Genomic DNA, 17,937 nt, shown 5'->3' with positions numbered 1-17,937 from the left:
CGGCCACAGCACTAGCCGGCCATGTTGTCGGCCATCTCCTCGCTGAGGTCGAGGTTGGACTCGGTGCCCGGGATCCCGAGGTCCTGGGCCCGCTTGTCGGCCATCGCCAGCAGCCGGCGGATCCGGCCCGCGACCGCGTCCTTCGTCAGCGGCGGGTCGGCGAGCGCGCCCAGCTCCTCCAGGGAGGCCTGCTTGTGCTCCATGCGCAGCCGGCCGGCCGCGGCGAGGTGCTCGGGGACCTCCTCGCCGAGGATCTCCAGCGCACGCTGCACGCGGGCTCCGGCGGCCACCGCGGCACGCGCCGAGCGGCGCAGGTTGGCATCGTCGAAGTTGGCGAGGCGGTTGGCGGTGGCGCGCACCTCGCGCCGCATCCGCCGCTCCTCCCAGGCCAGCACGGACTCGTGCGCGCCCAGCCGGGTCAGCAGGGCGCCGATCGCATCGCCGTCGCGGACCACGACCCGGTCGACCCCGCGCACCTCGCGCGCCTTGGCGGCGATGGAGAGCCTGCGGGCGGCGCCCACCAGGGCCAGAGCGGCCTCCGGGCCGGGGCAGGTGACCTCCAGGGAGGAGGACCGTCCCGGCTCGGTGAGCGAGCCGTGGGCCAGGAAGGCGCCGCGCCAGGCCGCCTCGGCGTCACAGGTGGCCCCGGAGACCACCTGCGGCGGGAGGCCCCGGATCGGGCGTCCGCGGCCGTCCACGAGGCCCGTCTGGCGGGCCAGCTGGTCGCCTCCGGCCACGACGCGGACCACGTAGCGGCTGCCGCGGCGCAGACCGCCGGGAGCCATGACCACCAGGTCCGAGGAGTGCCCGAAGATCTCCAGGATGTCCTTGCGCAGCCGGCGGGCAGCGATGCCCGTGTCCAGCTCCGCCTCGATGACGATCCGTCCGCTCACCAGGTGGAGGCCGCCCGCGAACCGAAGGATCGCCGAGACCTCCGCCTTTCTGCAGCAGGTCCGGGTGACGGGGAGGCGGGAAATCTCATCCTTCACCGCGGGCGTCATCGCCATGGGCCGATCCTTCCATGCATCCGAAAAATACGGTCGTACGCGGCGGCGAGCAGCTCCGGATCGTGCTTCGGAGAGCCGTCTAGCCGGGCGACCGGCGCCAGCTCGACCGCGGCGCCGAACCGTTTTGCGGCATCGGCGAGGGACTCGCGGTCGGGCACGGCGGCCTGGTCGGCCAGCACCACGTCCAGGGCGAGTTTAGGGGCGTGTCGGGCCAAAACCTCCAAATGACGCTGCGGAGAGAAGCCCTCTGTTTCGCCGGGCTGCGGCGCGAGGTTCAACGAGAGGACCCGCCGGGCCTTCGTCTCCATCAGCGCGTCGAGCAGTTCCGGCACCAGCAGGTGCGGGATCACAGAGGAGAACCAGGACCCCGGCCCGAGCACCACCCAGTCGGCGTCGAGCACCGCCGCGACGGCCTCCGGCACGGCCGGCGGGTCGCCCGGCACCACCTGTACGGAGAGCACCTCGCCGGGGGTGAGGGCCACCGTGGCCTGCCCGCGGACGGTGTCCACGTCCTCGGGGCGGGCCGGGTCGTGCCCCTTGACCAGGGCCTGGAGCTCCAGCGGGACGGCCGACATCGGCAGCACCCGGCCCTGGGCGCCCAGCAGCCTGCCCACGAGGTCGAGGGCCTGGACGGGATCGCCGAGCTGTTCCCACAGGGCGACGATCAGCAGATTGCCGACGGCGTGCTCGTGCAGGGCGCCCCTGGACTGGAAGCGGTGCTGGATGACCCGCGCCCAGGTCTGGCCCCATTCGTCGTCCCCGCACAGCGCGGCCAGCGCCTTGCGCAGGTCGCCGGGCGGCAGCACGCCGAGCTCCTCGCGGAGCCGGCCGCTGGAGCCGCCGTCGTCGGCGACGGTGACGACGGCGGTGAGGTCACCGGTGATGCGGCGCAGGGCGGTGAGGGAGGCCGACAGGCCCTGGCCGCCGCCGAGGGCGACGACCTTGGGCGCGGCGCCGCGCCGGCGGCCGGAGCGTCCTGCGCCGCCTTCGCCCCGTCCCGGGGTGAGGCGGCGCAGGCGGCTCAGCCGCGGGGTCCGTGCGGTCACTCGCGCCCCATGTCCCGGTGGACTACGACGGTCTCGACTCCCTCGGAGGCGAGGCGGGCGGCGAGCTTCTCGGACATGGCCACGCTGCGGTGCTTGCCGCCCGTGCACCCGACCGCGATGGTCACGTAGCGCTTGCCCTCGCGGCGGTAGCCGGTGGCGATGAGCTGGAGCAGCTCGGTGTAGCGGTCGAGGAACTCCTTGGCGCCGGGCTGGCTGAAGACGTAGCCCGAGACCTCCTCGTTGAGCCCGGTGAAGGGGCGCAGCTCCGGCACCCAGTGCGGGTTGGGGATGAAGCGGCAGTCGACCACGAGGTCGGCGTCGACGGGGAGGCCGTACTTGTACCCGAAGGACATGACGGTCGCGCGGAGCTCGGGCTCCTCGTCGCCGGCGAACTGGGCGTCCATCTTGGCGCGCAGTTCGTGCACGTTCAGGCTGGAGGTGTCGATGACCAGGTCGGCGTCGCCGCGCAGCTCGCGCAGCAGGTCGCGCTCGGCGGCGATGCCGTCGGTGATGCGCCCGTCGCCCTGCAGGGGGTGGGGGCGGCGGACCGACTCGAAGCGGCGGACCAGCGCGTCGTCGGAGGACTCCAGGAAGACGATGCGGCGGGTGACGCCGCGGCTGTCGAGGTCGGCGAGGGACTCGCGCAGGGCGTCGAAGAACTGGCGGCCGCGGACGTCGACGACGACGGCGATGCGGGCCACGTTGCCCTGGGAGCGGGCGCCGAGCTCCACCATGGTGGGGATCAGCGCCGGCGGGAGGTTGTCGACGACGAACCAGCCGAGGTCCTCCAGACACTTGGCCGCCGTACTGCGGCCGGCCCCGGACATCCCGGAGATGATCACCAACTCGGGGATGGCCGCCTCGGCGGCCTCGCCGGGCTCCACTGTCGTGCCCGTACTCACCTGTGCTCCGTCTCGGTCGTGCGCGGTCTCGTGCGTCGTGTCGTGCGCGGTCTCGTGCGTCGTGTCGTGCGCGGTCTCGTGCGTCGTGTCGTGCGCGGTCTCGTGCTCGGTCATTGCTCGGTCCCCCGTTCGGACGATGTCGCCCAGCTACCGCTGGGAGGCGTCCCCACCCGCGGGGCGGGGGCCTCATCCTCAATGATCTCTCCTGTGGCCATGTTGACGGCAGGGCCGGCGGGGACGGCCCGGGCGAGGGCCGCGGCCACGGTCTCGGCCGTCTTGCGGCCTATGCCCGGGACCTCGCAGATCTGGTCGATTGTCGCCTGTCTCAGCTTCTTCACCGAACCGAAGTGCTTGACCAGGGCCTGCTTGCGGCTCTCGCCGAGGCCCGGCACCTCGTCCAGCGGGCCCGACTTGAAGCGCTTGCCCCGCTTGTTCCGCTGGTACTGGATGGCGAACCGGTGGGCTTCGTCACGCACCCGCTGGAGCAGGTACAGGCCCTCGCTGGTACGGGGCAGCACGACGGGGTCGTCTTCGCCCGGCAGCCAGACCTCCTCCAGCCGCTTGGCCAGCCCGCACACGGCCACGTCGTCGACCCCGAGCTCCTCCAGGGCCCGCTTGGCTGCGGCGACCTGCGGCTGCCCGCCGTCCACGACGACGAGCTGCGGCGGGTACGCGAAGCGCTTGGCCCGCCCGTCGTCCTCGGGCGCGCCGCCGTCCTCGGCGGCCTCGGCGTCCTCCGGGGACCACTCCCCCGTCCTCACCTTCTCCTGGAGGTAGCGGCGGAAGCGGCGGGAGACCACCTCGTGCATGGAGCGGACGTCGTCCTGCCCCGCGAAGCTTTTGATCTGGAAGCGCCGGTACTCGCTCTTCCTGGCCAGCCCGTCCTCGAACACCACCATCGAGGCCACCACGTCATCGCCCTGGAGGTGTGAGATGTCGAAGCACTCGATGCGCAGCGGGGCGCTGTCCAGCTCCAGGGCCTCGGCGATCTCCTCCAGGGCCCGGGAGCGGGTGGTGAGGTCGCTGGCGCGCTTGGTCTTGTGCAGGGCGAGGGACTGCTGGGCGTTGCGGTGGACGGTCTCCATCAGCGCCTTCTTGTCCCCGCGCTGCGGGATGCGCAGGCTGACCTGGGATCCGCGCCGCGCGGCGAGCCACTCGCCGAGTGCGGCGGCGTCCTCGGGCATGGCGGGGACCAGCACCTCCTTCGGCACGCTCTCGCCGGTCTCCTCCCCGTAGAGCTGCTGGAGGGCGTGCTCGACGAGTCCGGCGGTGTCGACGGCCTCGACCTTGTCGGTGACCCACCCGCGCTGGCCGCGGACCCGGCCGCCGCGGACGTGGAAGATCTGCACGGCGGCTTCGAGCTCGTCCTCGGCGACCGCCACGAGGTCGGCGTCGGTGGCATCCGCCAGCACGACGGCGTTCTTCTCCATGGCCCGCCGCAGGGCCCCTATGTCGTCGCGCAGCCGGGCGGCCTTCTCGTACTCCATCTCCTCGGCGGCCTCGTGCATCTGCTTCTCGAGCCTGGAGAGGTACGTCCCGGTCCGTCCTGCCATGAAGTCACAGAAGTCCTCGGCGAGTTCGCGGTGCTCATCGGGGGTGACCCGGCCGACGCAGGGGGCGGAGCACTTGCCGATGTAGCCGAGGAGGCAGGGCCGGCCGATCTGCGCGGAGCGCTTGAACACGCCGGCGGAGCAGGTCCGTACCGGGAACACCCGGAGCATCAGGTCGACGGTCTCGCGGATGGCCCAGGCGTGCCCGTACGGCCCGAAGTAGCGCACGCCCTTCTTCTTGGGCCCGCGCATGACCTGGACCCGCGGATACTCCTCGTTCATGGTCACGGCGAGGGAGGGGTAGCTCTTGTCGTCCCGGTACTTGACGTTGAACCGGGGGTCGTACTCCTTGATCCAGGAGTACTCCAGCTGCAGCGCCTCGACCTCGGTGGAGACGACGGTCCACTCGACGGAGGCGGCGGTGGTCACCATCGTGGCCGTACGGGGGTGCAGGCCGGCGATGTCCTGGAAATAGCTGGCCAGGCGCTGGCGCAGGCTCTTGGCCTTCCCGACGTAGATCACCCGGCGGTGCTCGTCGCGGAATTTGTACACACCGGGCGAGTCGGGGATCTGTCCCGGCTTGGGTCGGTAACTGGAAGGGTCGGCCATGCCAACCACCCTACTGGCGCCCACCGACAACCGGCCGTACCCCTCCACCACCGGCACCATCCAGCGGAGCCCCGGTTGCTCCGGCCTCGCCGGCGTCTGAGGCGCGGGGGCCTGGGGCACAGCCCGGGTCACTCCAGCCCCGCCGGCGCTTGAGGCGCGGGGGCCTGGGGCGGAGCCCCGGTTGCTCCCGCCTCGCCGGCGTCTGAGGCGCGGGGGCCTGGGGCGGAGCCCGTGTCACTCCAGCCCCGCCGGCGCTTGAGGCGCGGGGTCTGGGGCGGAGCCCCGGTTTCGGGAAGGGGCGGGGAGGGGGAAGCCCCGCAGGGCCCGGGCTCTGGCGGGAGCCGGGCCCTGCGGGGCGGGCGCTACGCCTCGACCGCGCGGCGGCGCCGTACGGCCACCACGCCCCCGGCCGCCAGGGCGACCGCGCCCGCCGCGCCTCCGGCGATCACAGCCCCCGGCGCCCCCGGCGCCCCGGGCGCCCCGGGCGCCCCCGGTTCGGCGAAGCCGCCCGCCATGCCGCCCTCGGCGTAGGCCGAGCCCGGCAGCTTGTCCCCGTACGCCTTCGTGACCCGCGCCCGGTAGCCGGCCAGGCTGGTGCCCCCGGCGCCCACGGCCCGTACCGCGTCCTCGTCCAGCGGCAGCACCCTGTTCCCCCCGGCCACGTACCACGCGTCAATCTGCGGTTCGCGGAACACCGTGCCGCCCGGCAGCTTCGCCGCCCCCTCCTGCGCGTAGCGGAACTCGTCGTCGCCGGTCGCGATGTTCACCACCTGCCACCCGGCCTCCGTCCGCGCCGTCCACAGCGCGGCCTGCTGCCCGTCGGAGGAGACCGCCTTGCTGGCGAGGAACTCCAGGCGGGCGACCGGCGCACCGGCTTTCCCGGCCACGAAGTCCGGGGAGAGGTGGTTCACCGGTATCGCCTCCCCTTCGATACGGGGCTGCGCGGCGCTCGGCGAGACCTTGCCCTCCCGGGCGAAGAAGCGGGAGAGCGTGGCCAGCGTGTCGGGGGCGGCGGCCGCCTGCCCGGCGGCGGCCCTGATCTCGGCCGTGGCGGCAGGCGGCTGCGGTACGGGGGCCGCGGCGGCCTGCCCGCCCAGGGCGAGGACGCCGGCGGTGGCGGCGGCGGTGGCGGCAAGGACCGCGGCTGCGGCGGCACGCACGGTCATGGCGGTCACGCCCCGATCCGGTAGAGGGAGTGGGTCCAGGAGAAGGTGCTGTTGTCCACGTACCAGGCGTGCGAGGCCCAGTTGTAGCGGTCGCTGGACGGCCACGGGTCGCCCCAGTAGACCCAGCTGTTGGCGGTGTCGTAGCCGTAGATGACGTGCATGTGGCCGCCTCCGTTGGACCACTGGATCCGGGTCTCCATCGGGCGGTTGGCGTTGATCTCGGTCTGCACGGTGGAGTACTGGAGCCAGCCGGTCACATACGAGCCGGGGTTGATGCCCGCCCAGCGCAGGCCGGTCTGGACGTTGCCGAGGGTGGCCTGGTTGTTGGGGCAGTCGTAGCCCTGCTGGCGGTTGAAGGCGGCGTTGCAGAACTGGTTCTGGCTGTAGGTGCGGCCGAACCAGGTGGCGATGGTGTTGCCGCCCGCGGCCCAGCACCAGTTGGTCTTCTGCTGCGCCTGCATGGTGATGTCCAGCCGCTTGTACGCGAGAGCGGACTCCGCGCCGGCGCTGACACCGGCACCGGCACCGGCACCGGTATCGGCGGCCGTGGCGGTGCCGGCACCGAGCGGCAGGGCGAGGAGCAGGGCGGTGAGGAAGGCGGCCAGGTACGGCCGCCGCTTTCGGTTGCGCATCGCGTTCCTCCCGAGGGGGATGTGGGGGTGGAGGAGCGCGTCCGGACGCTGTGCAGGAGCATCAGGGAGTTGTCGCGATCAGGTCAACACGCTTCAATACGCGGTGACATTGCAGTGTGAACGGTGGGGCTGCGGTGTGAACGGTTGCCGCCGTGTCACCTGGTCCCCCGGTACCACCGGCGCGATCCCCCGCGCCGACGCGTGTGAATGTTCACAAGGGAGTCGCCATGCGGCCGACCGCGGACACGGCGGATCTCGGACAGCTGCTGCGCGGCGGCCCCTTCCACCTGGCCCTGCGCGCCGCCCTCGCCGCGCGCGGGCTGCCCCTGCACCGGGTACAGCACCGGCTCGCGGCGCGCGGCATCAAGGTCGGCGTCACCAGCCTCAGTTACTGGCAACAGGGCGCCCGGCGGCCGCGCCACGCGGAGTCCCTCCGGGCCGTCACCGCGCTGGAGCAGATCCTGGAGCTGCCCGACGGCGCCCTCGTCCGCCTCCTGCGCACCCCCGACCCCGGCCCGGGCCCCGCGAGCCCCCCGGCCGCCCGCTCCTACCGGGCCCTCATCAGCGTGGGCGCGGCGGTCGAGCAGTTGCTGGAGGGCATGGAGCTCCCGCCCGACGGCGGACTGCACTCCCTCGGCCATCACGAACGGGTCCGCGTCGGCCCGGGCGGCGAGATGCGGAGCCGTGCGTCGCAGCAGATCGTCCGGGCCCACCGCGACGGCGTCGACCGCTACCTCGCGATCCACCACGGCGATCCGGGCTGCGACGTGTCCCGGATGGAGGTGACGGCGTACGAGAACTGCCGCACGGGCCGGGTCCGGCGCCACCCGGAGGCCGGCGTGGTGGTCGCGGAGCTGCTCTTCGACGCCCGGCTGCGGCGCGGGGACACGTACGTCTTCGGCTACGGCATCCGGGACGGCACGGGCGCGCGCAGCAGTGAGTACGTACGCGGCTTCAGCTACGCGGGCGGCCAGTACATGCTCCAGGTCCGCTTCGACGAGGCGGCCCTGCCGGTGCGCTGCCGCCGCTTCGCCCGCACCGGCCCGCAGGCCCCGCGCACCGGTTTCGCGGACCTGACACCGAGCGGCCGGCACCGGGCGGTGCACCTGGTGGAGCAGACGGTGCGGCGCGGGATCCTCGGAATCGCCTGGGACTGGGATTGACTTCCGCTCCCCGCCTAAGGGACGGGGATTCCTACCACGGTCGTCTGACCGTCTCGGGGGGTTCCTGTTTCTCCGCGCTGTGGCGGGACAAGCCCCGGTCTTACCCGCGCTCCGCAGGCTGACACCGCACGTCCTGCGGCCTTGACGACGTTGACCGCCGAGTCGATGGCCTGGTCATGGACGGTCCCGCACGCTCCGCACGTCCGCTCACGGACATACAGGGGCTTGGGGCCGTCCTTGCCACCGCAGACCGAGCAGACCTGGGACGTCGGCTCGGAGCGGCCGATGCGGTGAAAGGCGCGCCCGTACCGGGCGGCCTTGTACTCCAGCATCGCCACGAACTCCCGGTAGCCCGCGAAAAAGGAGAGGCCCCGCGGTCACCGCTTCCGGGAGGATGACGGCGTGAACGAACCACGAAAGGCGCATGCCGCGTAGAAGTCCGGCGCAGGTGCGACAGAACCTGCCCTCACGAGTCCGCCCGGGGCACGGACCCCGGGCGCCGCGGATACCCGGCCTGTCCGGCCCGGCCCTCGCCGCGATCGCCCGGATCGAGCGCCGGCCCTCCTGGCCCGGCCCCGTCTCCGAGGCGTGGCGGCGCTGGCGCGCCCTCGCCCACCAGCCCGGGCCGTGGGTGATGTACGCCGCGGACGAGCACTGCGTCTGCTGCGACCCCTTCGCGGGAGCGGACGTGCGCGCGGTCCTGGAAGCCGCCTGCGCCGCCCTTCCGCGCCGTCCGGCGGCCGAACTGCGCGCCCTGCTCGCCCCGCTCGACGCCCGCTTCCTTGCCCGCACCCTGAACGACCCGTTCGCCGCGCCCGGCGACCCGTGGTGGTCACGCAGGCTGACGAGCGCCTAGCCCGCTCAGCCCGCTCAGCCCGCTCAGCCCGCGACCAGCTTGCCGTTCTCCGCCTTGACCGGGACGGCGGGCAGCGGGTCGGTGGCCGGGCCGCGCAGCACCTTGCCGGTCGCCACGTCGAAGCGGCTGCCGTGGCAGGGGCAGTTGCCCTCGCCCTCGACGATCTTGTCCAGGACGCAGCCGGCGTGCGTGCACTGGGCGCTGAAGGCCTTGTACTGGCCCTCCGCCGGGCAGCTGACGATCAGCTTCCGCTCGCGGTACAGCTTCGCCCCGCCGACCGGGACCTCGGCCGCGGCCCCCAGCTCCACCGGCTCCTCCGGAACCGGCGGGGAGCCGGCGCCGCTGTTGCTCCCGGTGGAACAGGCCGCCAGCGTCGAACCGGCACCCGCTGCACCCGCGAGCGCGGCGGCGCCCTTGAGGACGGTACGGCGGGCGGAGGACGGCGACGCGGACATGGAACACTCCTGGGGGTGACGTTCGGGGCTCGGCCCACCCGACCATACCGTCGGCCGATGGGATAGCTTCCCCCGCGTGATCGTCGTCGGCGGAGAAGCCCTCATCGACCTGGTGCCCGTGGAGCGGCCGCCGGGCGCACTGCTGCCCCGGCCGGGCGGCGGACCGTACAACACCGCGCTCGCCCTCGGGCGGCTCGGCGCCGTAGTGGCCTTCTGCTCCCGGGTCTCGGCGGACGGCTTCGGCGAGAGCCTGCTGGCCGGGCTGCGGGCGGCCGGGGTGGACCTGTCGCTGGTGCAGCGCGGGCCGGAGCCGACCACGCTCGCCGTGCCCTCGCTGGCCCCGGACGGTTCGGCCTCGTACGGCTTCTACGTCGAGGGCACCGCGGACCGGCTGTTCACCCTGCCGCCCGCCCTCCCCGACTCCGTACGCGCCCTCGCACTCGGCACCTGCTCGCTGGTCCTGGAGCCGGGCGCGAGCGCGTACGAGGCCCTGCTGCGCCGGGAGTCGAGGCGCGGGCTGCTGACCCTGCTGGACCCCAACATCCGGCCGGCGCTGATCGGGGATCCAGCCGCGTACCGCGCGCGCTTCCTGGAGCGGCTGCTGCCGTACACGACCGTCCTCAAGCTCTCGGTGGAGGACGCGGCCTGGCTGGGCGGCGGGGTCTCGGACTGGCTGGCGGCAGGGCCGTCGGCGGTGGTGCTGACCCGGGGTGCGGCGGGGCTGACCGTCTGGACGCGGGAGGGCGCGGAGCACTCGGTCCCGGGCCGCCGGGTAGCGGTGGCGGACACGATCGGGGCGGGCGACACCGTGAACGCCGCCCTGCTGCACCGGCTGTCGGGGGCGCCCGACCGGCCGGTGGACTGGCCCGACGTCCTGGCCTACGCTGCGCACGCGGCGGCCCTGACCTGCACCCGGGCGGGCGCGGAGCCCCCGTACGCGGCGGAGCTCACCCGATAGCGGCCCACACGGTCCGGGCCACGGCGGGCGCGAACTCCTCCACCGGCTGGACCACGTCCTCACCGGAGAAGTGCAGGAAGAAGGCCCGCTGGAAACAGGCGCCGAGCAGGAGGGCAGCGGCGGCCTGCGGATCGGCGCCGGGTCGCAGCCGGCCCGCCTCGGCCTCCCGGCGCAGGCGCCCGGCCAGCGCGTCCAGGACCACGTGGGGTCCGGAGCCGATCTTCTGCACACCCTCGCGGTGGCGGGTCAGGAGGACGGGGTCGGCGAAGAGCGAGGCGGCCATGGGCATGGCGTCGGCGTAGAACAGCGCGGCGTGCCGGGCGATCTCGGCGAGCGCCTCCTCGCCCGCACCCCCGGCTCCCTCCTCCTCCGGCTCTGCGTGCAGTGCGGCCATGAGCGGGCCCGCGTTGGGCGTGCGCTCCATCAGCACCTGCACGAACAGCTCTTCCTTGTTCGCGAAGTACTTGTAGAGCGCGGCCTCCGAGCAGCCGGCCTCGCGGGCGATGGCCTTGGTGGTGGCACCTGCCAGCCCGATGGTGCGCATCAGGGTCTCGGCGGCGTCGAGGATCCGCTCGGGGGTGGGACGGCTTGACTTTGGAGTGAGCACTCACTCACCCTAAAGGAAGCGGCGGTGAGTGAATACTCACTCACCCCACCCTCCACTTCTATCGGTCCGGGAGCAGGAATGAAACTCACCGTGTTCGGAGCTACGGGCGGTGTCGGCCACGAGGTCGTCCGGCAGGCGCTGGCCGCGGGCCACGAGGTGACGGCCGTGGTCCGTGACCCGGCCCGCCTGGACGTGCCCGCCCACGACCGGCTGGAGGTGGCCGTCGTCGCCGACCTGACGGACGAGGAGTCGCTCGTGCCCGTCCTGACGGGGCGGGCGGCGGTGATCTCGGCACTCGGCGCGGCGAGCAACAAGCAGGCGAAGGCCGCGCCGGTCACGGGCCCTGCCGTACGGGCCATCCTCGCGGCGATGGACCGGGCGGGCGTGACCCGCCTGTCCGCGGTCAGCGCGGCCCCGGTCGGCCCGGACGTCGCGAGCGACGGCATCTTCACGCGCGCGGTCTTCCTCCCGCTGCTGCGGCGGGCCCTGCGGGACGTGTACGCGGACCTGTCGGTCATGGAGGCGGCCATCGGCGCCAGCCGCGCCGAGTGGACGGTGATCCGCCCGCCGCGCCTCCTGAACCGCCCCCGCACCGGCACCTACCGCCGTGCGATCGACGCCAACGTCCCCCGGGGCCGCGTCATCCCCCGTGCGGACGTCGCGGACGCCCTCCTGACCACCCTGACCGACCCCACCACGGCAGGCCACGCCCTGGGCGTCGCCTCGTAGCCCCGAGGCGCGCCCCCACCCGGGGCTCCGCCCACGGGCACTCCGCGCCCGCGCCGCAGCACCGGCCGGGCCGCAATGGCACCGGCCGAGCGCGGCTGCACGCCTCAAAAGCCGGGCCTCCGCCCCGCGCCTCGGACGCCCGCGACCACAGGCGGGGGAGGGGCCGGCGGCGGCCGGCCCTCGGCCTCTCCCTCAGTGCCGTTCGGTTGCTACGCCTTGCGGGCCCGCGGCGTCGCCTTCTTGGCCGGAGCCGCCTTCTTCGCGGCCGCCGCCTTCTTGGCCGGGGCCTTCTTCGCCGCGGCCTTCGCCGGAGGCGACGCCGCGTCGGAGACCCGGTCTGCGCCCAGGATGTCCCGCAGGAACTTGCCCGTGTGGCTCGCCCCCACCGACGCGACCTGCTCCGGCGTTCCCTCGGCCACCACCAGACCGCCGCCGTAGCCGCCCTCGGGGCCCATGTCGATGACCCAGTCCGCGACCTTGATGACGTCGAGGTTGTGCTCGATGACGATCACCGAGTTCCCCTTGTCCACCAGCCCCGACAGCACCTTGATCAGCTTCGAGATGTCCTCGAAGTGCAGACCCGTCGTCGGCTCGTCCAAGACGTACACCGTCCGCCCCGTCGACCGCTTCTGCAGCTCCGACGCCAGCTTCACGCGCTGCGCCTCACCACCCGACAGCGTCGGCGCGGACTGGCCCAGCCGTACGTACCCCAGCCCGACCTCCGTCAGCGTCCGCAGGTGCCGCGAGATCGTCGGCACCGCCTCGAAGAAGTCCAGCGCCTCCTCGATCGGCATGTTGAGGACTTCCGCGATGGACTTGCCCTTGTAGTGGACCTCCAGCGTCTCCCGGTTGTACCGGTCGCCGTGGCAGACCTCGCAGGGGACGTAGACGTCCGGCAGGAAGTTCATCTCGATCTTGATCGTGCCGTCGCCGGAGCAGTTCTCGCACCGGCCGCCCTTGACGTTGAAGGAGAAGCGGCCCGGCAGGTAGCCGCGCACCTTCGCCTCCATCGTCTCCGCGAACAGCTTGCGCACGTGGTCGAAGACACCGGTGTACGTCGCCGGGTTGGACCTCGGCGTCCGGCCGATCGGCGACTGGTCCACATGCACGACCTTGTCGACGAGGTCGTCCCCCTCCACCCGCGTGTGCCGCCCCGGCACCGAGCGCGCGCCGTTCAGCTCGCGCGCCAGGTGCGTGTAGAGGATGTCGTTGACCAGCGTCGACTTTCCGGAGCCCGAGACACCGGTCACGGCCGTGAGCACGCCCAGCGGGAAGGACACGTCGATGTCCTGGAGGTTGTTCTCCCGGGCGCCGTGCACGGTGAGCCTGCGCTCCCCGTTCACGGGCCGGCGCGCCTCCGGCAGCGGGATGGACCGCTTGCCGGACAGGTACTGCCCGGTCATCGACTCGGTGTTCTTCAGCAGGTCCTTCAGCGACCCGCTGTGCACCACCCTGCCGCCGTGCTCGCCCGCGCCCGGGCCGATGTCCACGACCCAGTCGGCCACCTTGATGGTGTCCTCGTCGTGCTCGACGACGATGAGCGTGTTGCCCATGTCCCGCAGCCGCACCAGCGTCTCGATCAGCCGGTGGTTGTCCCGCTGGTGCAGGCCGATGGAGGGCTCGTCCAGCACGTAGAGCACGCCGACCAGGCCGGAGCCGATCTGCGTGGCGAGCCGGATGCGCTGGGCCTCGCCACCGGACAGGGTGCCGGCGGCCCGGTTCAGCGAGAGGTAGTCCAGGCCGACGTCCACGAGGAAGCGGAGCCGCTCGTTGACCTCCTTCAGGACCCGCTCGGCGATCTTCTTGTCGCGGGCGTCGAGCCGCAGCCTGCCGAGGAACTCCGCACACTCGCTGATCGACATGGCGGCCACCTCGGCGATGGACTTCTCCATCACCGTCACCGCGAGCACGATCGGCTTGAGCCGGGTGCCCTCGCAGGTCGGACAGGGCACCTCGCGCATGTAGCCCTCGAAGCGCTCGCGGCTGGCGTCGCTCTCCGACTCCGCGTGCCGTCGCTTGACGAACGGAACGGCGCCCTCGAAGGCCGTCGTGTAGGCGCGCTCCCGCCCGTACCGGTTGCGGTAGCGGACCTCGATCTGCGTCCTGTGCCCGTAGAGCAGGGCCTTCTTGGCGCGCGCCGGCAGCCCGGCCCACGGAATGTCCGTACGGAAGCCCAGCTCGCCCGCGAGCGCGCCGATCAGCCGCTGGAAGTAGTCCTTGGTGTGTCCGAGCGACCACGGCGAGACCGCGCCCTCGTCCAGGGACTTCTCCTCGTCCGGAACGATCAGCTCCGGGTCCACCTCCATGCGCGTACCGATGCCGGTGCACTCGGGGCAGGCGCCGAAGGGCGAGTTGAAGGAGAAGGAGCGCGGTTCCAGCTCCTCGAAGGACAGGTCGTCGTACGGGCAGTAGAGGTGCTCGGAGTACATCCGCTCACGCTCGGGGTCGTCCTCGGCGAGGTCGACGAAGTCCAGGATGACCATGCCGCCGGAGAGGCCGAGCGCGGTCTCCACCGAGTCGGTGAGCCGGCGCTTGGCGCTGTCCTTGACCGTGAGGCGGTCGATGACCACCTCGATGGTGTGCTTCTCCTGCTTCTTGAGCGTGGGCGGCTCGGAGAGCTGGATGGTCTCGCCGTCCACCCGCGCCCGGCTGTAGCCCTTGGTCTGGAGGTCGGAGAAGAGGTCGACGAACTCGCCCTTGCGCTCGCGCACCAGCGGCGAGAGCACCTGGAAGCGGCTGCCCTCGGGGAGCGCCAGCACCTTGTCGACGATCGCCTGCGGCGACTGCCGGGAGATCGGGCGCCGGCACTCGGGGCAGTGCGGCTTGCCGATACGGGCGAAGAGGAGGCGGAGGTAGTCGTAGACCTCGGTGATGGTGCCCACGGTGGAGCGCGGGTTGCGCGAAGTCGACTTCTGGTCGATCGAGACGGCCGGGGAGAGGCCCTCGATGAAGTCGACGTCGGGCTTGTCCATCTGTCCGAGGAACTGGCGGGCGTACGACGAGAGCGACTCGACGTAGCGGCGCTGACCCTCGGCGAAGATCGTGTCGAAGGCCAGGGAGGACTTGCCCGACCCGGAGAGTCCGGTGAAAACGATGAGTGAGTCGCGGGGCAGGTCGAGCGAGACGTTCTTGAGGTTGTGCTCGCGAGCGCCACGAACGATGAGACGGTCGGTCACGCCGGTCCGCACCTTTCTTGAGAGAGCGGGGGCACGGGCCCCCGTCCCAGGGTATGGGGGGCGCCGCTGCGGTGGATTTGCAGTCTGGACTTCGAGCGTATAGCACGCACATTCGATTTACAGCACTGCGCAGACCTCTTCACCCGATCGTGTGGCCGCGGCCCGGAAACCACTAGGCTCGCCGTCATGACTGATCATGTGCACGACCTGCGATCTGTACGTGAAGCCACGGACCGACTGCTGACCGCGGTCGCGAAACTGGACAACGCCGCCCTCGCCGAGCAGTCACACCTGCCGGCCTGGACCCGGGGCCACATCCTGGCCCACCTCGCGCGCAACGCCGACGCCCTCGTCAACGTCTTCGAAGGGCGCCCGATGTACGAGAGCGCCGCCGCGCGCGACGCGGACATCGAGCGCGACTCCGGCCGGCCTCTGGAAGAACACCTGGCGGACCTCCGTGATTCCGGGGCCCGCTTCCTCGCCGCCGGCGAGCCCGCCCAGGACTGGTCGCGCACCGTCGAGCTGCGCAACGGGATCACCGACCTCGCCTCGAACGTGCCCTTCCGCCGGCTCGTCGAGGTCGAGCTGCACCACGTCGACCTGAACATCGGCTACGAGCTCTCCGACCTCCCCGAGGAGTTCACCGGGCGCGAGATCGAGTTCCTCGCCGACCGCTGGTCCGCCCGGCCCGAGGTGCCCCCGGTGGCCCTGGCCGCGGCCGACGGGCGCAGCTGGCGCACCGGCTCCGCCGGGGACCCGGCCGTCACCGTCTCCGGCACCGCCGCCGGCCTGCTGGCCTGGCTGGCCGGCCGCGGCGACAAGGGCGCCTCCCTGACCACGGCGGGCGGCCCCCTCCCCACGCTCCCGCCGCTCTAGGGCGGGACACCTCTAGGATCAAGGCCATGACGTACACCGGAGAGGTCAAGGTCGGCGGTCCGGCCGACGTGCACGAGCTCGCGGACCTGATGATTTCCAAGGTCGCCGTGGGCTCGATGAACAACAACGCCTACCTGCTGCGCTGCCGGGCCACCGACGAGCAGCTGCTCATCGACGCGGCCGCCGAGGCCGGCACCCTGCTGAGCCTGATCGGCGACGACGGCATCGCGTCCGTCGTCACCACCCACCGGCACGGCGACCACTGGGGCGCGCTCGCCGAGGTGGTCGCGGCGACCGGGGCGACCACGTACGCGGGCGCCCGCGACGCCGAGGGCATCCCGGTGGCGACCGACGTCCCGGTGGCGGACGGGGACACCATCCGCGTCGGGCGGGTCGAACTCACCGCCCGCCACCTGGTCGGGCACACCCCCGGCTCGATCGCGCTGATCTACGACGACCCGCACGGGCACCCGCACGTGTTCACCGGCGACTGCCTCTTCCCGGGCGGCGTCGGCAACACCGGGGGCGACCCGAAGGCCTTCGCGAGCCTGATCGACGACGTCCAGCACAAGCTCTTCGAGCAGCTGCCGGACGAGGCCTGGGTCTACCCCGGCCACGGCGACGACACCACGCTCGGCGCCGAGCGGCCGCATCTCGCCGAGTGGCGCGAGCGCGGCTGGTAGAGCCCGCCAGCCGTCAACTTCGGTACGCGGTGCACTCCTTCCGGTCGATACCGGCCGAACTCACGTCCTGAGGGACGGGGAAGGGGTATTTGCTGCACCATGCAACAAGACCCCGCCCCGTCCCCCGAGCCCTCCCAGCCCTCACAGCGCTCCGAGCAGCACGGCGGCCTGCACACCACGACGGGCGGCCGCCCCGGCATGCTGCGGCTCGCCTCGGCCTCGCTCGCCGGGACCGCCATCGAGTTCTACGACTTCTTCGTCTACGGGACCGCCGCCGCGCTCGTGCTCGGCCCGCTCTTCTTCCCGTCCTTCTCCCCGCTCGCCGGCACCCTGGCCGCCTTCGGCACCTTCGGTGTCGGCTTCCTCGCCCGCCCGCTGGGATCGGCGGTCTTCGGCCACATCGGCGACCGCCACGGCCGCCGCCCGGTACTCCTCGCCTCCCTGCTGCTCACCGGCCTGGCCACGGTCGCCGTCGGCTGCGTGCCCACGTACGGCACGATCGGCGTGGCGGCTCCGGTACTGCTGCTCCTGCTGCGCTTCCTGCAGGGCCTCGGACTCGGCGGCGAGTGGGGCGGCGCGGTGCTGCTGACCGCCGAGCACGCCCCCGAGCGGCGGCGGGGCCTGTGGTCGAGCTTCCCGCAGATCGGCCCGGCGGTGGGCTTCCTGCTGGCGAACGGCATCATCCTGGCGCTGTCCGCGACCTTGACCGACGCCCAGTTCACCGCGTGGGGCTGGCGGGTGCCGTTCTGGGCGGCCGGGGTCCTGGCACTGGCCGGGCTGTGGCTGCGGCGCTCAGTGGAGGAGACCCCGCAGTTCCGGGCGCTGGCCGAGACCGGGCGCCGGGCGGAGGCCCCGCTGGCCGAGGTGGTCCGCGGCCACTGGCGGCTGCTCCTGCTGACCGGCGGGGCGCTCGCCGTGGGGTACGCCGTCTTCTACGCGGTCACCACCTGGTCCCTCGCGTACGCCACCGAGCGCCTCGGGGTGGGACGCAGCGCGATGCTGGCCTGCATCATGGCGGCGGTCGCCCTCAAGGGTCTGGCGACTCCGCTGGTGGCGCTGCTCGGCGACCGCTACGGCCGGCGCCCCCTGTGCCTGCTCGGCTGCACGCTCTGCGCGCTGTGGATGTTCCCGTTCGTGGCCCTGCTGCGCACGGCGGAGCCGCTGCTGATGACGCTGGGGTTCGTGGGGGCCCTGTTCGGCATGGTCACGATGTTCGCGGTGGTGGGGGCGTACCTGCCGGAGCTGTACGCGCCGCGGATCCGCTGCACGGGCGCGGCCGTCGGCTACAACCTGGGCGGTGTGCTGGGCGGGGCGCTGACCCCGATCGTGGCGACGTCGCTGGCGGACGGCTCCGGTCCGCCCTGGGGTGTCGCCGTGTACTTGAGCGGGGTCGCCCTGCTCAGCCTGGGCTGCTTCGCGCTGCTGCCCGAGACGAATCCGGTGGTGGAACGGACGCGGTCGGGGGCGGCGGCCGAAGCGGCCGCCGCCCCCGCGTAGATCCGCAGACCTGCTGCGCGTCGGG

General features: G+C 72.7%; 16 protein-coding genes and 1 pseudogene. 7 read left to right on the top strand and 10 right to left on the bottom strand.

What is annotated here, in order from left to right; genetic code table 11:
- Window positions 1–11: 11 nt before the first annotated feature.
- The 6 genes from whiA to J7E94_RS29600 all read right to left on the bottom strand — a co-directional run bounded on the left by whiA (window position 12) and on the right by J7E94_RS29600 (window position 6,912).
- Window positions 12–1,007: a DNA-binding protein WhiA gene (gene whiA / locus J7E94_RS29625; RefSeq protein ID WP_030009075.1), complete on the bottom strand. Its 996-nt coding sequence runs from the start codon at window positions 1,005–1,007 to the stop codon at window positions 12–14.
- Entirely contained in the window at window positions 998–2,053 is a 1,056-nt protein-coding gene (gene yvcK / locus J7E94_RS29620) for a uridine diphosphate-N-acetylglucosamine-binding protein YvcK (protein ID WP_215019873.1), read from the bottom strand. The genes whiA and yvcK overlap by 10 nt, the downstream gene beginning before the upstream one ends.
- On the bottom strand, window positions 2,050–3,069 hold the full coding sequence (gene rapZ, locus J7E94_RS29615; protein ID WP_251057400.1) for an RNase adapter RapZ: 1,020 nt from the start codon (window positions 3,067–3,069) through the stop codon (window positions 2,050–2,052). The genes yvcK and rapZ overlap by 4 nt, the downstream gene beginning before the upstream one ends.
- A complete protein-coding gene (uvrC, locus tag J7E94_RS29610; RefSeq protein ID WP_215019872.1) occupies window positions 3,066–5,114 on the bottom strand; it encodes an excinuclease ABC subunit UvrC in 2,049 nt (682 codons plus the stop codon). Before uvrC ends, rapZ begins: the two co-directional genes overlap by 4 nt.
- 362 nt (window positions 5,115–5,476) lie before the next feature.
- Window positions 5,477–6,289 (bottom strand): hypothetical protein, encoded by an 813-nt coding sequence (locus J7E94_RS29605; RefSeq protein WP_308345516.1) that lies wholly within the window; start codon window positions 6,287–6,289, stop codon window positions 5,477–5,479.
- Window positions 6,286–6,912, bottom strand: a complete 627-nt coding sequence (locus tag J7E94_RS29600) for a papain-like cysteine protease family protein (protein ID WP_215019871.1) — start codon at window positions 6,910–6,912, stop codon at window positions 6,286–6,288. The genes J7E94_RS29605 and J7E94_RS29600 overlap by 4 nt, the downstream gene beginning before the upstream one ends.
- Window positions 6,913–7,139: 227 nt before the next feature.
- Between J7E94_RS29600 and J7E94_RS29595 the strand changes: the two genes are divergently transcribed.
- Entirely contained in the window at window positions 7,140–8,075 is a 936-nt protein-coding gene (locus J7E94_RS29595) for a hypothetical protein (RefSeq protein ID WP_215019870.1), read from the top strand.
- 14 nt (window positions 8,076–8,089) lie between these two features.
- Here the strand turns inward: J7E94_RS29595 and J7E94_RS29590 are convergent.
- A pseudogene (locus tag J7E94_RS29590) lies at window positions 8,090–8,431 on the bottom strand (zinc ribbon domain-containing protein); the annotation flags it as partial.
- 68 nt (window positions 8,432–8,499) lie between these two features.
- On the opposite strand from J7E94_RS29590, the gene J7E94_RS29585 reads away from it, so the two are divergent.
- Window positions 8,500–8,931, top strand: a complete 432-nt coding sequence (locus J7E94_RS29585; protein WP_215019869.1) for a hypothetical protein — start codon at window positions 8,500–8,502, stop codon at window positions 8,929–8,931.
- Window positions 8,932–8,954: 23 nt separating this feature from the next.
- Here the strand turns inward: J7E94_RS29585 and J7E94_RS29580 are convergent, their stop codons facing one another.
- The gene (locus J7E94_RS29580) at window positions 8,955–9,386 is read right to left on the bottom strand and encodes a Rieske (2Fe-2S) protein (protein ID WP_215019868.1); all 432 of its coding nucleotides are present in this window, start codon (window positions 9,384–9,386) and stop codon (window positions 8,955–8,957) included.
- Between the two features lie 76 nt (window positions 9,387–9,462).
- Here J7E94_RS29580 and J7E94_RS29575 point away from each other — a divergent pair, with 76 nt between their 5' ends.
- Window positions 9,463–10,344 carry a carbohydrate kinase gene (locus J7E94_RS29575; RefSeq protein WP_215019867.1) on the top strand — a complete coding sequence of 294 codons (882 nt, stop codon included), beginning with the start codon at window positions 9,463–9,465 and terminating at the stop codon, window positions 10,342–10,344.
- Here the strand turns inward: J7E94_RS29575 and J7E94_RS29570 are convergent.
- Window positions 10,334–10,951: a helix-turn-helix domain-containing protein gene (locus J7E94_RS29570; RefSeq protein WP_308345514.1), complete on the bottom strand. Its 618-nt coding sequence runs from the start codon at window positions 10,949–10,951 to the stop codon at window positions 10,334–10,336. The genes J7E94_RS29575 and J7E94_RS29570 overlap by 11 nt on opposite strands.
- Before the next feature lie 78 nt (window positions 10,952–11,029).
- On the opposite strand from J7E94_RS29570, the gene J7E94_RS29565 reads away from it, so the two are divergent.
- A complete protein-coding gene (locus J7E94_RS29565) occupies window positions 11,030–11,680 on the top strand; it encodes an NAD(P)-dependent oxidoreductase (protein WP_215019866.1) in 651 nt (216 codons plus the stop codon).
- A gap of 209 nt (window positions 11,681–11,889) precedes the next feature.
- Here J7E94_RS29565 and uvrA read toward each other — a convergent pair whose 3' ends face one another.
- Window positions 11,890–14,856 (bottom strand): excinuclease ABC subunit UvrA, encoded by a 2,967-nt coding sequence (gene uvrA / locus J7E94_RS29560; RefSeq protein ID WP_215019865.1) that lies wholly within the window; start codon window positions 14,854–14,856, stop codon window positions 11,890–11,892.
- Between the two features lie 186 nt (window positions 14,857–15,042).
- Between uvrA and J7E94_RS29555 the strand changes: the two genes are divergently transcribed.
- From J7E94_RS29555 to J7E94_RS29545, 3 genes are all read left to right on the top strand, one after another.
- On the top strand, window positions 15,043–15,732 hold the full coding sequence (locus J7E94_RS29555; RefSeq protein WP_215019864.1) for a maleylpyruvate isomerase family mycothiol-dependent enzyme: 690 nt from the start codon (window positions 15,043–15,045) through the stop codon (window positions 15,730–15,732).
- Between the two features lie 26 nt (window positions 15,733–15,758).
- Window positions 15,759–16,415: an MBL fold metallo-hydrolase gene (locus J7E94_RS29550; RefSeq protein ID WP_215019863.1), complete on the top strand. Its 657-nt coding sequence runs from the start codon at window positions 15,759–15,761 to the stop codon at window positions 16,413–16,415.
- Between the two features lie 198 nt (window positions 16,416–16,613).
- Window positions 16,614–17,912, top strand: coding sequence for an MFS transporter (locus J7E94_RS29545; protein WP_215019880.1), 1,299 nt, complete (start codon window positions 16,614–16,616; stop codon window positions 17,910–17,912).
- Window positions 17,913–17,937: the final 25 nt, after the last annotated feature.

The organism is Streptomyces sp. ISL-94 (assembly GCF_018614075.1).
In the GTDB taxonomy this organism is placed as follows: domain Bacteria; phylum Actinomycetota; class Actinomycetes; order Streptomycetales; family Streptomycetaceae; genus Streptomyces.
This window is presented reverse-complemented; position numbering and strand designations above follow the sequence as displayed.

What these genes read in the sequence shown, in the direction of transcription:
- rapZ (WP_251057400.1), bottom strand. Translation starts at nt 3,069, where the DNA reads ATGACCGAGCACGAGACCGCGCACGACACGACGCACGAGACCGCGCAC.
- J7E94_RS29545 (WP_215019880.1), top strand. Translation starts at nt 16,614, where the DNA reads ATGCTGCGGCTCGCCTCGGCCTCGCTCGCCGGGACCGCCATCGAGTTC.
- J7E94_RS29550 (WP_215019863.1), top strand. Translation starts at nt 15,759, where the DNA reads ATGACGTACACCGGAGAGGTCAAGGTCGGCGGTCCGGCCGACGTGCAC.
- J7E94_RS29580 (WP_215019868.1), bottom strand. Translation starts at nt 9,386, where the DNA reads ATGTCCGCGTCGCCGTCCTCCGCCCGCCGTACCGTCCTCAAGGGCGCC.
- J7E94_RS29600 (WP_215019871.1), bottom strand. Translation starts at nt 6,912, where the DNA reads ATGCGCAACCGAAAGCGGCGGCCGTACCTGGCCGCCTTCCTCACCGCC.
- J7E94_RS29595 (WP_215019870.1), top strand. Translation starts at nt 7,140, where the DNA reads ATGCGGCCGACCGCGGACACGGCGGATCTCGGACAGCTGCTGCGCGGC.
- whiA (WP_030009075.1), bottom strand. Translation starts at nt 1,007, where the DNA reads ATGGCGATGACGCCCGCGGTGAAGGATGAGATTTCCCGCCTCCCCGTC.
- J7E94_RS29585 (WP_215019869.1), top strand. Translation starts at nt 8,500, where the DNA reads ATGCCGCGTAGAAGTCCGGCGCAGGTGCGACAGAACCTGCCCTCACGA.
- J7E94_RS29565 (WP_215019866.1), top strand. Translation starts at nt 11,030, where the DNA reads ATGAAACTCACCGTGTTCGGAGCTACGGGCGGTGTCGGCCACGAGGTC.
- uvrC (WP_215019872.1), bottom strand. Translation starts at nt 5,114, where the DNA reads ATGGCCGACCCTTCCAGTTACCGACCCAAGCCGGGACAGATCCCCGAC.
- J7E94_RS29555 (WP_215019864.1), top strand. Translation starts at nt 15,043, where the DNA reads ATGACTGATCATGTGCACGACCTGCGATCTGTACGTGAAGCCACGGAC.